11 protein-coding genes are annotated in these 15,141 nt (G+C 65.2%); 8 read left to right on the forward strand and 3 right to left on the reverse strand.

All coding sequences use genetic code 11. The features are described from left to right. The first annotated feature begins 94 nt into the window (after nucleotides 1–94). Both P0Y64_08465 and P0Y64_08470 read left to right on the forward strand, forming a co-directional pair. Nucleotides 95–1,513, forward strand: coding sequence for a CapA family protein (locus P0Y64_08465; protein ID WEK44790.1), 1,419 nt, complete (start codon nucleotides 95–97; stop codon nucleotides 1,511–1,513). 35 nt (nucleotides 1,514–1,548) lie between these two features. Then, entirely contained in the window at nucleotides 1,549–2,844 is a 1,296-nt protein-coding gene (locus tag P0Y64_08470) for a M20/M25/M40 family metallo-hydrolase (protein ID WEK44791.1), read from the forward strand. Nucleotides 2,845–2,895: 51 nt separating this feature from the next. Here the strand turns inward: P0Y64_08470 and P0Y64_08475 are convergent, their stop codons facing one another. Further along, entirely contained in the window at nucleotides 2,896–5,025 is a 2,130-nt protein-coding gene (locus P0Y64_08475) for a M3 family metallopeptidase (protein ID WEK44792.1), read from the reverse strand. Between the two features lie 242 nt (nucleotides 5,026–5,267). On the opposite strand from P0Y64_08475, the gene P0Y64_08480 reads away from it, so the two are divergent. From P0Y64_08480 to P0Y64_08495, 4 genes are read left to right on the forward strand one after another with little or no spacing between them, the layout of a single operon-like run. Then, a complete protein-coding gene (locus P0Y64_08480) occupies nucleotides 5,268–7,316 on the forward strand; it encodes an FUSC family protein (GenBank protein ID WEK44793.1) in 2,049 nt (682 codons plus the stop codon). After that, nucleotides 7,313–7,528 carry a DUF1656 domain-containing protein gene (locus P0Y64_08485; protein WEK44794.1) on the forward strand — a complete coding sequence of 72 codons (216 nt, stop codon included), beginning with the start codon at nucleotides 7,313–7,315 and terminating at the stop codon, nucleotides 7,526–7,528. The genes P0Y64_08480 and P0Y64_08485 overlap by 4 nt, the downstream gene beginning before the upstream one ends. Continuing rightward, nucleotides 7,525–8,406 carry an efflux RND transporter periplasmic adaptor subunit gene (locus tag P0Y64_08490; GenBank protein ID WEK44795.1) on the forward strand — a complete coding sequence of 294 codons (882 nt, stop codon included), beginning with the start codon at nucleotides 7,525–7,527 and terminating at the stop codon, nucleotides 8,404–8,406. Before P0Y64_08485 ends, P0Y64_08490 begins: the two co-directional genes overlap by 4 nt. Further along, nucleotides 8,403–9,857 (forward strand): TolC family protein, encoded by a 1,455-nt coding sequence (locus tag P0Y64_08495; protein ID WEK44796.1) that lies wholly within the window; start codon nucleotides 8,403–8,405, stop codon nucleotides 9,855–9,857. The genes P0Y64_08490 and P0Y64_08495 overlap by 4 nt, the downstream gene beginning before the upstream one ends. On the opposite strand, the gene P0Y64_08500 is transcribed toward P0Y64_08495, so the two are convergent. Both P0Y64_08500 and P0Y64_08505 read right to left on the reverse strand, forming a co-directional pair. Beyond that, nucleotides 9,854–10,306 (reverse strand): Lrp/AsnC family transcriptional regulator, encoded by a 453-nt coding sequence (locus P0Y64_08500; protein WEK44797.1) that lies wholly within the window; start codon nucleotides 10,304–10,306, stop codon nucleotides 9,854–9,856. The genes P0Y64_08495 and P0Y64_08500 overlap by 4 nt on opposite strands. Next, entirely contained in the window at nucleotides 10,296–11,945 is a 1,650-nt protein-coding gene (locus P0Y64_08505) for an isoaspartyl peptidase/L-asparaginase (protein ID WEK44798.1), read from the reverse strand. The genes P0Y64_08500 and P0Y64_08505 overlap by 11 nt, the downstream gene beginning before the upstream one ends. A 389-nt stretch (nucleotides 11,946–12,334) precedes the next feature. Here P0Y64_08505 and P0Y64_08510 point away from each other — a divergent pair, with 389 nt between their 5' ends. Continuing rightward, on the forward strand, nucleotides 12,335–13,984 hold the full coding sequence (locus tag P0Y64_08510; protein ID WEK44799.1) for a TonB-dependent receptor plug domain-containing protein: 1,650 nt from the start codon (nucleotides 12,335–12,337) through the stop codon (nucleotides 13,982–13,984). Then, nucleotides 13,875–15,125, forward strand: a complete 1,251-nt coding sequence (locus P0Y64_08515) for a TonB-dependent receptor (protein WEK45015.1) — start codon at nucleotides 13,875–13,877, stop codon at nucleotides 15,123–15,125. The genes P0Y64_08510 and P0Y64_08515 overlap by 110 nt, the downstream gene beginning before the upstream one ends. Nucleotides 15,126–15,141 lie beyond the last annotated feature (16 nt).

The following is a 15,141-nucleotide window of genomic DNA, read 5'->3' on the forward strand; positions in this document are numbered from 1 at the left end:
GGCGTGACAGGTTGATGACAGTGATTCCGCCTAGACCGGCTTCGTAGTTTGCGCAGGATTTCCTGCGTCGCATCGAAAAACGGGAGAATGGCAGATGGCGGCTGGGCGTTTGGGATGGATGGCGGCTTCGCGTGTCGCGCTCGCGGCGGCGGCGGTGGCGATGACCACGATCGTCACGCCGGCGATGGCGAAGGAGCGCGACGCGCTGACGATCACGCCGGTGCCGAGCACGCCGATCGCGGGCCAGTTCACGCTCACCGCCGTCGGTGATCTGATCTATCTTCGCCCGATGCTCGCGACGATCGAGAAGAAGTCGCCGGAAATGCTCCGCATCCTGCGTCGCGCGGACGTGACTTTCGGCAATTTCGAGGAAGTCGTCTTCGATCTGCCCACCTTCAAGGGCGCGCCGCAGGCGGAATCCGGCGGCACCTGGATGCTCGGCGATCCGAAGGTGGTCGACGATCTCGTGTCGATGGGCTTCGATATCGTCAGCACCGCGAACAACCATGCGACCGATTGGGGCGCGGAAGGGCTGATCGAGACGAACAAGCGGCTCGACGCGGCGAAGCTGGTCCACGCCGGCACCGGGCGCACCATGGCCGAAGCGCGCGCGCCGAAATTCCTCGATGCGCCGCATGGTCGCATCGGGCTGGTCTCCGCCACGTCCACCTTTACGCCGATGACGCCGGCGGCGGATCCGCTCGGCATGGTGCCGGGGCGGCCGGGCGCCAATGTGATCCGCACGACGGAGATCGGGTTGGTTTCCGATGCCGATCTCGCCGTGCTGGCGCGCATCGCGGGCACGAAGCTGGATGCGGCGGTGAAGCTCGGCGAACGCATTTATCGCGCCACGCCGTCGCCGCAGGCGCCGGTGACGATCGAATATGAGCCGAACAAGAAGGACGAGGCGGGCAATCTGCGCTCGATCCGTCAGGCGAAGCAGAACGGAAATTTCGTCGTCTTCTCGTTCCACAATCACGAGCCCAATGAAGCGACGCAGGAGCCGCCCGCTTTCACCGTCGATTTCGCGCATCGCGCGATCGAAGAGGGCGCGGATTCGTTCATCGCCCATGGCCCGCACCAGCTGCGCGGGATCGAGATCTACAAGGGCAAGCCGATCTTCTATTCGCTCGGCAACTTCGCGATGATGAACAACTCGCTCGATCACCTGCCGGCCGACATGTACGAGCAGTTCGGCGTCAATCCGTCCGACGTGACCGCGCCGGAATTCCTTCAGGCGCGCGGCTCGGCGATCTTCGGCGATCCCAATCTCTATGAATCGGTGATCGCCGAAAGCCGTTACGTCGATGGGCAGATCGCGGAGATCCGCCTCTATCCGGTCGATCTCGGGGTGAGCGCGACGGGCGCGGAGCGTGGCGTGCCGCATCTGGCGGACGCGACCGTCGGCGCGCGCATTCTCGCCCGTCTTGCGCGGCTTTCCGCGCCGTTCGGCACGAAGATCGCTATCGAAAAGGGCATCGGCGTCATTCGCGTTTCCAGCGCGGGAAAATGAGCTAGGTAAGCTCGCAGAGATAATTGGGGGACCAGATGAATCGTTTCCAGCTTGCCTTTTCCACGTGCCTGCCGGTTTTCGCCATGCTCGGCGCGACGCCCGTGGCCGCCAAGCCCGCGGCGGGCGCCGAAAGCGCGATGCGCGCGCTTTATGCCAGCCGTCCGTTCGATGTCGCGCGCAAGTCGCTCGCGGCGGATTATGATCGCATGGTCAGCGAGATCACCACGCTGACCGAAATCCCCGCACCGCCGTTCAAGGAAGCGACGCGCGCCGCCGCTTATCTGGAGATGCTGCGCGCCGCCGGTCTTCAGGACGTGGAGATGGATGCCGAGGGCAATGTGATGGGGCTGCGCAAGGGCACCGGCGGCGGCCCGCTGCTGGTCGTCGCGGCGCACCTCGATACGGTTTTCCCCGAAGGCACGCCGATCAAGGTGCGCCGCGAGGGCGATTACCTCCTCGCGCCGGGCATCGGCGACGATACCAGCAGCCTGCCGGTGCTGCTGGCCTTCATCCGCGCGCTCGACAAGGCGGGCATCCGCACCAAGAGCGACATCCTGTTCATGGGCGATGTCGGCGAGGAAGGGCCGGGCGACCTGCGCGGGATGCGGCACCTGTTCACCAAGGGCAAATACAAGGACCGCATCGCGCAGTTCATCTCGGTCGAGCCGGGCCGCGATCGCGTGACCAACGGCGGCGTCGGGTCGAAGCGGTACAAGGTCACCTTCAAGGGGCCGGGCGGGCACAGCTATGGCGCGTTCGGGCTGGTCAGCCCGGCCTTCGCGATGGGCGACGCGATGGTCGAATTCGGCAAGATGAAGGTGCCGGCGAAGCCGCGCACCACGTTCAACGTCGGCGTGGTCGAGGGGGGCACCTCGGTCAACTCGATCCCGTTCGAAACCGCGATGACGGTGGACATGCGCTCCGAGAGCAAGGACGAACTGGCGAAGGCGGACGCCTATCTCCATTCGATCCTGCCCGGCGCGGTGGATCGCGAGAACGCCGCCCGCTCCACGGCGCGCGGCAAGATCAGCTATGAGGCGAAGCTGATCGGCGATCGCCCGGTCGGCCATACCGCCGACGATAATGCGCTGGTGCAGACCGCTTATGCCGCGATCGCGCTGGGCGGTGGCCAGCCCGCGCTGGAGAGCAGCTCGACCGATGCCAATATGGCGATGAGCCTCGGCATTCCGGCGGTCACGATCGGATCGGGCTTCGCCTCCGAGCGTTCGCACTCCCCCGACGAGCGGCTGAAGCTCGATCGCGAGGATACCGTGCGTTACATGACGATGAGCCTCGCCACCGTCATCGGTGCGGCCGGCCTCGCAAAGTAAGATATGGGCGGGCCGGGCGGTCGCGTGATGCGGCCGCCCGGTTCCGTCGCGCTATTTCGTCGGCGCCGTCAGGCCATGCTCTTCCAGCATCGGGCCGACATCCGGATCCTTGCCGTAGAACGCCTTGAACATCGGCGCGTAATCCTCGGTATGGCCCTTGCTCAGGATCATGTCGCGGAAACGCTGGCCGTTCTCGCGGTTCATCCCGCCATTGGCCATGAACCAGTGATAAGCGTCATGCTCCAGCATCTGCGTCCATAGATAGGCGTAGTAACCGGCCGAATAGCCGTTCGACCAGATGTGCAGGAAATAGCTGCTGCGATAACGCGGCGGCACGTCCGTCACGTCCAGCCCGGTCGCGGCGAGCGACTTCGCCTCGAACGCGTCGACATCCTGTTTCGGCGATCCGGCGGGCAGCGAATGCCAGTCCATGTCGAGCATCGCGGCCGCGACGACCTCGCCCAGCGCATAACCCTGGTTGAACTTCGCGGCCTTCTTGATCTTGTCGACCAATGTGGCGGGCATTGGCGCGCCGGTACGATAATCCTTGGCGTAATGCGCCAGCACCTTCGGATCCCACGCCCAATGCTCGTTGAACTGCGACGGGAATTCCACGAAATCGCGCGCGACATTCGTGCCGGATACCGCCGGATAGGTCTGGCTCGCGAACAGCCCGTGCAGCGCGTGGCCGAATTCGTGGAACATCGTCGTCACGTCATCCGAGCTGATCAGCGCGGGCTGGCCCGTGGCGGGCTTGGTGAAATTGGCGACGTTGTAAACCACCGGCTTGGTGCCCAGCAGTTTGGATTGGTTGACGAAGTTCGACATCCACGCGCCGCCGTTTTTGTTGTCGCGCTTGAAATAGTCGAAATACATCAGGCCGAGTTCTGATCCGTCCTTGTCGTAAACGGTGTAGACCGTAACGTCCGGTTGATAGACCGGGATGTCGGTGCGTTTCTTGAACGTGATCCCGTAAAGCTGGTTGGCGGCATAGAATACGCCATCCTCCAGCACCGTCTTCAGTTCGAAATACGGTTTGATCTCATTTTGATCGAGATCGTATTTCGCCTTGCGCACCTGCGCGGAATAATGATCCCAATCCCATGGCTTGAGCTGGAATTTGCCGCCGGTCGCGTCGATCTGGGCCTGAAGCTCGGCCGCTTCCTGCTTCTGCGCCGGGGCGGTCGCGGCGGCGAGCTGGCGCATGAAGCCGGAAGCGGCTTCCGGCGTGCGGGCCATCTGATCGTACAGCGTGTAGGCTGCCCAGTTCGGATAGCCGAGCAGCTTGGCCTTTTCGGCGCGGAGTTGCGCGATCTGCTGGATCGCGGTGCGCGTGTCGTTGGCATCGCCCTTTTCGGCGCGGGTCCAGCCGCTGTTGAACAATGCCTCGCGCGTCGTGCGATCGGTCATGTCTTCCAGGCTGGGCTGCTGGGTGGTGTTCTGAAGCGGAATCACCCATTTGCCGTCGAGCTTGCGATCGTGCGCCGCGCTCCCGGCGGCGGCGATCTGGCCATCGTCCAGCCCGGCGAGCTTCGCCTTGTCGTCGACCACGAGCGCACCGGCCTTGGCGGCGGCGAGCAGCTTCTGCTGGAAGCTCGTTTCCAGCCCGGCGAGCTTGGTGTTGTATTCCTTGAGCTTCACCTGATCGGCGGCGGAAAGCTCCGCGCCGGCATGGACGAAGCCGTCATAATAGACCTTCAGCACCTGCGCCTGTTCCGGCGTCAGCTTCAGCGCGGCGCGCTTGTCCCACACGGCCTTCACGCGGCGGAACAGTTTCGGGTTGAGGTTGATCGCGTCCTGATGCTGCGACAATTTGGGCGCGACGGCTTCCTGCACCTTGTCCAGCGTGTCGTTGGTGTTGGCCTGCACCACACCGAAGAAGGCGAGGTTTACCCGCTCCAGCATCCGGCCCGATCGTTCCAGCGCGACGATCGTGTTGTCGAAGGTTGGTGCGGCCGGATTATCGGCGATCTTCGCCACTTCGGCGAGCTGTTGCTGCATCGCCGTGTCGAACGCCGGCTGATAATCGCTGTCGTTGATCTGATCGAAGCGCGGCGCCTGGAACGGCAGCGTGCTCGGCGCGGCGAACGGATTGGCGCGCCCGGATTGCGCCGCTGCGGGCAAGGCCAGGCACGCGGTGCCCGCTAACAGGGCGGACGAGATGAGAAAACGAAATGCCATCAAGCAATTCCTTCGATGGAGTCGCCCGCTGTGGGGCATGGCGGCAGGGGTGAGACTTTGCGCGAGGCGGCGCAAGGGGGCGCGGTGTCGGTGCGACATGCGCCATATGATTTTCCGGATTATGTTGTTCTGGAGCGTCCACAGTCCTAGGCACGATTCACGCAGAGTCGTTCGAGGTTGCGTTTGTTCTCCGTTCCCGATCCAGTCGCCATTGTCTCGCCCCGCTTGCGGGGAGACGGGGCTTGACGCGGCGTTGGGCCGTCAACGCCGCGCTCTTCTCGGTGAAGTGTTTCATCGGCGCGATGCTGGCCTATTGGATCGCGTTGCGGATCGGATTGACGCGGCCTTATTGGGCGGTCGCCACCTCCTATATCGTGGCGCAGCCGCTGGCCGGGGCCGCCGTTTCCAAGGCGATCTTCCGCCTGATCGGCACCGCGCTCGGCGCCACCGCGGCGGTGCTGCTGGTGCCCAATCTGGTCAACGCGCCCGAACTGTTGTCGCTGGGGCTGGGGCTGTGGCTCGGGCTGTGCCTCTATATCTCGCTGCAGGACCGCACCCCGCGCAGCTACATCTTCCTGCTTGCGGGTTATACCGCGAGCATCATCGGTTTCCCGAGCGTCGAGGCACCGGGGGCGGTGTTCACCACCGCGCTGTTGCGTGTGCAGGAGATCTCGCTCGGCATCCTGTGCGGCAGTTTGGTGCAGGCGGTGATCCTCCCGCAATCCGTGACCAGCCAGTTGCTGACCCGGATCGAGGCGATCCTGGGCGACGTGGAGCGCTGGACGCGTGACGCGTTGGGCGAAGCGCGCGATGAAATGCTCGATCGCGATCGGCGGCGGCTGGCGCTCGATATCAACGAGCTGCATCAGCTTTCCATCCACCTGCCGTTCGATACCGCGCGTTTCCTGCCGCGGGTGCGCACGGTGCGCGCTTTTCAGGATCAATTGTCGTTGATCCTGCCGCTGGCGAGCGCGGCTGAGGATCGCATCGCCCAGCTTCGCGCGATCGATGCGCTGCCCCCGCCGGCGGAGGCGTTGATCGCGCGGGTTCGGGACTGGCTTGCCATGCCGCCACAGGATGTCGCGGCACGGGCGGCGCTGACCGACGAGTTGCTGGCCGACGCGCGCGCGCTGGAGCCCACCGCCGCGGCGCCGCTCGCGTGGAGCGACGCGCTGCTGCTCAGTCTCGCCGCGCGGCTGGCCGATCTCATCGCGGCGCATCATGCCGTGCGTGATCTGCGCGAGCAGATGCGCTCGCCGAGCCGGCGCGCGGTGAGCCCGGTCGTCGCCGCGGCGCTGGCGCAGACCTCCCGCCGCGCCTTCCACCGTGATCGCCCCGCCGCGTTGCGCGCCGCGCTTGGCACGACCATGACGATTCTGCTCGGTTGCGCCTTCTGGATCGGATCGGGCTGGGCGGACGGCGCCGGCGCGGTGCTGATCTCCGGCGTGGCCTGCGCATTGTTCGGCGCGAGCGACGATCCGCGCCCGATGATCCTGTCTTTCCTGTGGGGCACGATCATCGGTGTCACGCTGGCGGCGATCTACGCCTTCGCGATCATGCCGCGCGTTACCGATTTCGTCACGCTCGTCGTCGTGCTCGCGCCGGTGCTGCTGGTGATCGGCAGCCTGTTGACCCTCCCCCGCGCGGCGCTGATCACGACGGGCACGGTGATGGGGTTCATCAATATCGTCGGACTGAACGATCATTATTCCGCCGATTTCGCCGCCTTCCTCAACGGCGCGCTGGCACAGATCGTCGGCACCGCGTTCGCGGCGGTGACGGTGGGGCTGTTCCAGGTGGTCGGCGCGGATCGCAGCGTGGCGCGGATCATCCGGGCGGGCTGGCGCGAGATCGCGCGGCGCAGCAACTTGCCCGGTCGGTCCGATGTCACCGCCTGGGTCAGCAAGATGCTCGATCGGATCGGGTTGCTCGCGCCGCGGCTGGCGGCGATGGGCGACGATCCGGGCCGCCCGATGCTCGACGCGCTTCAGGATTTGCGCGTCGGGGTGACGGTCGGTCAGTTGCGCGATCTGCGGGTTGACGCGGGCGCCCCGGCGGAGGAGTTGATCACCCCGGTTCTTCGTGGGGTAGGGCGTTATTATGCCGCGCGGCGACTCGATCGGCCGCCGCCCGACGACGCGGCGTTGCTGGAAGGAATCGATCAGGCGATGCAGGCCTTTTCGCATGATGAAGATATTGATGTGCGGCGGCGCGCGGTGCTCGCGCTGACCGGGTTGCGACGTAATCTGTTCCCGATGGCGGCGCCCTATGGCGTCCCGGTGACCGCGTGAACGGCGAGGTCAATATCGCCGGCGTCTATATGCCCGGCTTGCTCGTGCTGGCGATCGTCGCGCTGGTCATCACCGGCGTTTTGACGCGCATGCTCGGCATGGTCGGCGCCTATCGCCTCATCACCTATCGCCCGCTCGTCGATGTCGCGCTGTTCGTCATTGTGCTCGGCTTGCTGGTGCTTCTTTTCGTATCGGACGTTACGCTGCCATGAATCGTTATCTCGCCCCGATTGGCCGTATCGCCGTCACCTTGTTGCTGGTCGCGGTGGCCGTGCTCATCGCGATATGGTTGTGGCGCCGCTACGAGGTCGATCCATGGACGCGTGACGGCCGGGTGCGCGCCGATGTGGTGCGCGTCACGCCCGATGTCGGCGGGCTGATCACCGATGTGCGCGTGCGCGACAATCAGCAGGTAAATCCCGGCGATCTGCTGTTCGTCGTCGATCGACCGCGTTACGCGCTCGCGCTGGAGCAGGCGAATGCCGCGATCCAGTCCGCCCGCGCCACGCTGGGGCAGGCGCGGCGCGAGGCGAAGCGCGATCTCGCGCTCGGCAACCTCGTCGCAGCGGAATCGCATGAGCAGAATGTCGCGCGGGTCGCCACCGCCGAGGCGACGCTCGCCCAGGCCGAGGCGCAGGCTGATGCCGCGCGGCTCAATCTGTCGCGCACCAATATAAAGGCATCCGTCGCGGGCACGGTCACCAATCTCGATCTGCATCGCGGCGATTATGTCGCGGCGGGGCAGCAGGCGATGGCGCTGGTCGATCGCGACAGCCTGCGCGTCGAGGCCTATTTCGAGGAAACCAAGCTCGGCAGCATCCGCCTCGGCGACAAGGCGCATATCAAGCTGATGGGCGATGATCGCGTGATCGCGGGGCATGTCGAAAGCATTTCCGCCGGGATCAGCGACAGCGAATTGACCAATACCGGCAATCTGCTTCCCAATGTGAACCCCACCTTCAACTGGGTCCGCCTCGCGCAGCGCATTCCCGTGCGGATCAAGCTCGATCGCGTGCCCGCCGATCTGCGGCTGGTGTCCGGCCGCACCGCGACGGTGACAATCCTGCCGGATACGGAGCCGAAGAAGTGAGGCGAGCCGTATTGGCGAGCGCCGCGCTGCTCGCGGGCTGCGTCGCCGGTCCGAATTACGAACGGCCTGATCGCGCGGCCGCCAATGCGCCATCCGCGCAGGGCAAGTTCGATGCGGCGCACGATCCCGCCTTCGCCGATGCGCCGCTTCCGGATCGCTGGTGGCGGCTTTATCACGATCCGCTGCTGGACGGGCTGGTGACGGAGGCGCTGGCGGCCAACACCGATCTGCGTGCCGCCGATGCGAACCTGCGCGCGGCGGCGGCGGTGGTGCTTCAGACGGAGGCGGGGCGAACGGTACAGACCTCGGTCGATGCCAGCGCGGGGCCGGTGCGCCCGAATGCCACCCCGCTGCCGTGGACCGGAGAGTTGTCGTACAGTGCGGGGCTGAGTGCGGCGCTCCCGCTCGATCTGTCGGGGCGCATCCGCCGCGCGATCGAGGCATCGCAGGCCGATGCGGCTGCCGTCGAAGCAGTGCGTGACGAGGTGCGCGTGACGGTCGCGGCGACGACGACGCGGGCCTATCTCGCGGCCTGCGCGGCCAATTTGCGCATCGCGGCGGCTGATCGCGTGCTCGGCGTCGAGCGGCAGACCTATGACGTAACGCGGCGGCTGGAGCGGGGCGGGCGCGGCACCGCGTTCGATACGACGCGCGCGCGTGCCGCCGTTCAGCAGAGCGAGGCGCTGGTGCCCACGCTTGTCGCGCAGCGCCAGGCGGCGCTTTACCAGCTCGCGACGCTCGCGGGGCATCCTCCGGCGGATTATCCGCGTGCCGTGGCGAGCTGTGCCGCGCTGCCCGCGCTCGCGGGGCCGCTCCCGGTCGGTGACGGCGCGGCGCTGTTGCGTCGCCGCCCCGATATCCGCGCCGCCGAACGCCGGCTGGCGGCCTCGACGGCGCGGATCGGCGTGGTGACCGCGAGCCTTTATCCGCAAGTAAGCTTCGGTGGGTCGATCGGTTATACCGGGCCGGTATCGGCGCTGGGCGAGCGCGACGATTTCAATTTCAGCCTCGGCCCGTTGATGAGCTGGACTTTCCCCAACCGCCGCGTCGTGCGCGCGCAGATCACGCAGGCCGGTGCCAATGCCGATGCGGCGCTCGCGGCGTTCGATGGCACCGTGCTCGGGGCGCTGCGCGATGTGGAGACGGCGTTGTCCGCTTACGCTCGCGGGCGCGAGCAGGTGGCGGCGCTCAGCCGCGCGCGCGACAGCGCGGCCACGGCCACCGCGCAGGCGGAGAAGCTGTTTCGCTTCGGGCGCGGCGAATTCCTCAATCTGCTGAGCGCGCAGGCGACGCTCGCCAATGCGGAGGTGTCGCTTGCCGCCGCGCAGGCCGGGGTGGCGGATACGCAGGCGCAATTGTTCCTCGCGCTCGGCGGCGGCTGGGGCGCGGACGAGGCGACCTCGGTGGTGCCGCCCCCGCCCGCACGGATTCCCGCGAAGGCGAACCCCTAACGCAGCAATTTGGTCGCGAGGATGATCGAGGAGGTGGTCCGCTCAACCCCCTCGATCATGCCGATGCGGTCGATCACGTCGTTGAGCCGGCTGGGGCTGACCGCCTCGATCATCGCGATCATGTCGAACGCGCCGGCGATCGCGTAGAGCGCGGTGAGTTCCGGCATCGCGGCCAGTTGATCCACCGCCATCTGCGCCAGCTTTGGATACAGCTTCAGCATAACATGAGCCCGAATCATCCGCTGGTCGTAGGCGGCGCCGATCCGCACCGTGTAGCCGTCTATGGTGCCGTCCTGCTCCAGCCGCGCGATCCCGGCATAGACCAACGCGCGTGACACGCCGAGCATCGCGGCCAGCTCGGATACAGGCTTTCGCGAATCCTGCCGAAGGAGCGCGAGCAATTGAGCGTCGAGCGCGGCGTGCACCGTCCGACCGGGGCTATCGGGCATCGATCACCTCATCGGCGTAAATTGCGACGCGCGGCCCCTCCTGAGAGGTCACGCTGCCACGATACATGCCATCAGTGTTCATCGCGAAGGCGATCTTTCCGTCGCCATCCATTGCGATCAAGCCCCCGTCGCCGCCCAGTTCGTCGATCGCCGAGATCACGTCGCGCGCGGCGTCGCCAACCTTCTGCCCGCGCCATGCGATCCGATCGCACAATTGCCGGCCGGCGCTTTCGCGAATGAAATATTCGCCGATGCCGGTGGCGGAGACCGCGCAGTCGCGATCGAAGGCATAGGTGCCGGCACCGATAATCGGCGTGTCGCCGATCCGCCCCGATTTCTTGCCCGCCAGCCCGCCGGTGGAGGTGGCCGCCGCAAGATGGCCGTGCATATCGAGCGCAATCGCGCCCACCGCGCCGGCTGGTCGTGACGCGCCGTCAGCGCTTGCTGTCCGCTCCGCCCAACGCTTGTCGGTGCGGAAATGGGATGGGTCGACCTGTTCGACCTCCTGTTCACGCGCGAACTCGTCCGCGCCCGGACCAGCGAGCAATACATAGCGGCTGTGTTCCATCACCGCGCGCGCAAGCGTGATCGGGTTCTTGGTCGCGCTGACGCCAGCCACCGCGCCGGCCCGTCGCGACGCGCCATCCATGATCGCGGCGTCGAGCTGGTTCTTGCCATCGGCATCGAACACGGCGCCGCGTCCGGCGTTGAACAGCGGATTATCCTCCAGCACCTTCACTGCCGCTTCCACTGCGTCGAGCCCGCTGCCGCCGGCCTTCAGCACGGTCGCCCCGGCGGCAAGCGCTGCCGACAGCCCGTCACGATAGTCACGCTCCTGTTCGGGCGTCAGTGTGCCGCGTGGATTCACGCCGGCGCCGCCGTGGATCGCGAGCGCCCAGCGCCGATCCGGCAGCACGGGCACGCCGCTCAGCTTGCCGTTACTCACCGCGGCGGTACTGGCGAAGGCGGGGGTGGGCACTTTCAGCGTGCGCAGATCGATAGTGTGGCCCGGTGCGACGCCCGTCACGCGGACGCCGCCCCAATCGAGCGCTTCGCCGCGTATCAATGTGGGCACGCCTCGTGGCTCGACAAGCCACGCGAACGTCCCGTCGGGACCATAAAAGCGGGCGCTGCCGTTCTTTTCCACGCATAGCGCCCCGCGCTCATCGATGCCCAGCCCGATCGCCTGGCGGTCGCCGGTGCTCCGCGCGTTGGCGACGAAGGCGATCAAGCGGCCGAGGCGATCGCGCTTGTTGAAATGCGTGTCGGTCACGATGTGCGCCAAATGAGGCATGCGCAGGAAGCCCCGCACCATCGTCATCGCCGGGCCGGCGGGATCGCCGAGCGCGGTGATTGAATCAACGCTCCCCCCGTCCAGAGCGCCATAGGCAATCCCACCGAGGATCGCGAGGCCGGCGCTGGTGCCGCCGATCGGGCGGCCTTTCCTGACATGCGCATCGAGCGCGCGGGCGACCGGGGTATCCTTCCAGAAGCGGACGTAGCGCGATTGATCACCGCCGGCGATGAAGATGCCATCGGCGCGGGCGATTGTTGCCAGCACGCGCCGGTCGCTCGCGGCCTTTCGATCGGTGAACACCAATGTTTCGACCGACGCCACGCCGCCGATATCGCGGAACATTTCCTCTCCGGCGTCCCCGGCGCCGGACGCGCGCAGCACCACGATATGCCCGCTGCCCGGCTTTCGCGAAGAACCAGCGGAAGGCGTCCTTGCTCCAGTCTCCGCCACCGAGCAGCATAAGCCCGGGGCTCGTTCTCGCGTGGAGAGAGGCCGCGGTATTGCCGATCGAATAATATTTATAGCCGGCGGAAGGATCTGCATTCGCCGCGACTGGCGCCATCATACTGGCAAGCGCGAACAAGCTCATGAAAAATTGTTGTATTCTCCCCATTTTGAATTAATCTCCGACGCAAAATGTCTAATATTTGTCGCAATATGAAATTTTGATATCCCAAATTGCGACATAGGCGTTTCACTATGTCAATGGGCAAAAGCTCGGGGGGAATAAAATGCGTCTGTCGAAATTCGCCGCTGTCGCGTTGGGCGGTGCGAGCCTGTTGAGCGCCGCCACCGCGGCTTTGGCACAAACATCGGCCGACGCTTCCGCGCCGGACGGCGATGTCGTCGTTCTCGGTTCGCGCATTCCGCGCGTGCAGCAGGAGGGGCCGGCACCCGTTACGATGGTCACCGCCGATGACATCGCGAGGGCAGGCTTTCAGAGCGTGCCCGACGTGCTGCGTTCATTGACCCAGAACGGTGGCGATACGCAGGGGCAGCAGAGCGCGTCCGGCGCTTCCTTCACCCCCGGTGCGCAGCAGGTCGATCTGCGCGGTCTTGGGCCGAACCATACCCTTGTGCTCGTCAACGGCCGCCGCGTTGCCGATTTCCCGCTGCCGTTTCAGGGCAACAGCAACTTCACCGATATTTCGAACATTCCGGTCGGGCTGATCGAGCGCGTCGAAGTGTTGAGCGGCAGCGCCTCGGCGATCTATGGATCGGATGCGGTCGCCGGTGTCATCAATTTCCAGCTCAAGAAGAAGATCGACGGCACCCTGCTCGATTTCCGCTACGGCGACACGCAGCACGGCGGCGGCGCCTCCTATCGCCTGACCGGCGTGACCGGCTGGGATACCGGCGCGTTCCATGGCGTGCTCGGCGTCGAGTTGCTCAATCAGCGCCCGCTCTGGCAATATCAGCGGTCACGGCAGGATTCGACCGCGGACAACCCCACCACGGCCACACCGCTGGCGCGCCGCACCTTCCTGCGCACCGACGAATATGGCGGCTATATCAATCCGGGTCAGTCGACCTGCGACAAGCTTTCTTCGCTCAACATGGGATCGACCTATTACGCGTCGCGCCGCAATTACGATACGATTGACGGCCCCGGCTATTTCTGCGGCAGCAACAAATCGGTCGCCTATGGCACGATGATTTCCGAGCGGAAGTCGCTCAACGCCTATAGCTCGCTCGGCTATTCGCTTGGCGACAAAACGGAATTGTTCGCGGACATCCAGTTCAGCTATTCCAAGCTCAAGCTGTTTCGCGATGTGCTGAGCTGGTATTATGTCGCGCCGGACGGGAATGAGGAAGGCACCTTCTTCAACCCCAATCTCTCGCCGGATGCGACGTATAGCGGCGCGAAGCTCGATAACTGGACGCGGCAGTTCACTCCGGAGGAGATGGGCGGCTTTGGCCCCGGCTTCACGCGCAATAACTCGCTTGCCTTCAATATCACGCCGGGGATCAAGGGCACGTTCGGCGCGGACGACAAATGGCGTTACGAAGTGTCGTTTAACCACGCCGAATATCGTTCGAAAATGTGGTTCCCGCGCGTCGTGATCGACAAGGCCAATGCTTTCTATCTCGGCCCGCAACAGGGGGTGGACGAAGATAGCGGCTATCCGATCTTCAACGCCGATCCGGCCAAGCTCTACACGCCACTGACCCCGGCCCAATATCGTTCGATCACTGCCGATGCGGTTTATCGGCCGAAATCGTGGGGTGAACAATTTCTCCGCTACGGTGAACACGACGCAGCTGTTCAACCTGCCGGCCGGGCCGGTTGGCTTCGCGGCGGTGCTGGAGGCCGGCAATCAGGGCTTCAACCTGCACCCGGATCCGTTAGCGCTGACGCAATATTACGTCGGACTGGTTGATTCTGACGGAGAGGGGACGCGCCGCCATTGGGGTGCGGGCGTTGAATTCCGCGTGCCCGTTCTGTCGTTCCTGAACGTCAGCGCTGCCGGCCGCTATGACCGTTATCACTCGGACGGCACCGGCTACGGCCGGTTCACCTACAACGTCGGCGGTGAGCTGCGGCCGACGTCGCGCCTGTTGCTGCGCAGCGCCTATGGCACCGGGTTCCGCGCGCCGGACCTGAATTATGTCTTCCGTGGGCCGGGCAACACGCACCCCTCGGGCACCGATTACTATCTGTGCCGCACCGAGGAGCCGGGGACGCCGATCGGCGATTGCAGCTTCGCCGACGAGGGGATTATCGCCTACAAGACCGGCAACCGGCAGTTGCGGCCCGAAACCTCCACCTCGTTCAACGGTGGCGTGGTATGGCAGCCGTCACATCGCTTCGACGTGTCGGTCGATTATTTCCGCGTGAAGATGAAAAATCAGGTGCTCGATATCAATATCGACAGCCTGCTCCGCGCCGAATCGGCATGCCGGGCCGGTGGTGGCGCCGATCCCGCGACGCCCACCTGCGTCGACGCGATCGGGCGCGTGCAGCGCTATTCCAGCGGTGCGTTGCAGGGGCAGATTCAAGGCGTCCACATCAATCCGATCAACGTCGCGGAGGAAACCACCGACGGCATCGACGTGGCGGCGCATATGAGGTTGCCGACCGCCGCGATCGGCGAGTTCGCCCTGTCGGCGGGCTATACCTACGTCTTCAATCACACGATCCGGCAATATCCGGGCGATCCGATCGTCAACAAGCTGCGCTATGACAGCAATTACGATATCCCGCGCGAAAAGGGCACGGCCAGCCTGACATGGAGCCTGGATCGTTTCTCCACGACGCTCACCGGCCAGCGGCTCGGCAAGCTGCCGAATTACGATCAGGATGGCTATATCAAGGCGAGCTACATCTTCAATCTGACCGCCAAATACGACATCACCGAGCGATTCCGCGTAACGGGCGCGATCAACAATCTGTTCGATCAGGCGCCGATCTTCGACCGGACCTATGCCTCTTATCCCTATTACGACATTTCGTGGTTCGACGGGGTGGGCCGGAGCTTCTACCTGCAATTGACCTATAAGATGGGCGGCGCCCCGCTCTGAGCTGAACGGGCGATCA

The sequence above is a fragment of the Candidatus Sphingomonas colombiensis genome (assembly GCA_029202845.1).
Classification (GTDB): domain Bacteria; phylum Pseudomonadota; class Alphaproteobacteria; order Sphingomonadales; family Sphingomonadaceae; genus Sphingomonas; species Sphingomonas colombiensis.

Coding starts and splice junctions, on each gene's coding strand:
- P0Y64_08465 (WEK44790.1), top strand. CDS start 95: ATGGCGGCTGGGCGTTTGGGATGGATGGCGGCTTCGCGTGTCGCGCTC.
- P0Y64_08470 (WEK44791.1), top strand. CDS start 1,549: ATGAATCGTTTCCAGCTTGCCTTTTCCACGTGCCTGCCGGTTTTCGCC.
- P0Y64_08475 (WEK44792.1), bottom strand. CDS start 5,025: ATGGCATTTCGTTTTCTCATCTCGTCCGCCCTGTTAGCGGGCACCGCG.
- P0Y64_08490 (WEK44795.1), top strand. CDS start 7,525: ATGAATCGTTATCTCGCCCCGATTGGCCGTATCGCCGTCACCTTGTTG.
- P0Y64_08500 (WEK44797.1), bottom strand. CDS start 10,306: ATGCCCGATAGCCCCGGTCGGACGGTGCACGCCGCGCTCGACGCTCAA.
- P0Y64_08505 (WEK44798.1), bottom strand. CDS start 11,945: ATGTTCCGCGATATCGGCGGCGTGGCGTCGGTCGAAACATTGGTGTTC.
- P0Y64_08510 (WEK44799.1), top strand. CDS start 12,335: ATGCGTCTGTCGAAATTCGCCGCTGTCGCGTTGGGCGGTGCGAGCCTG.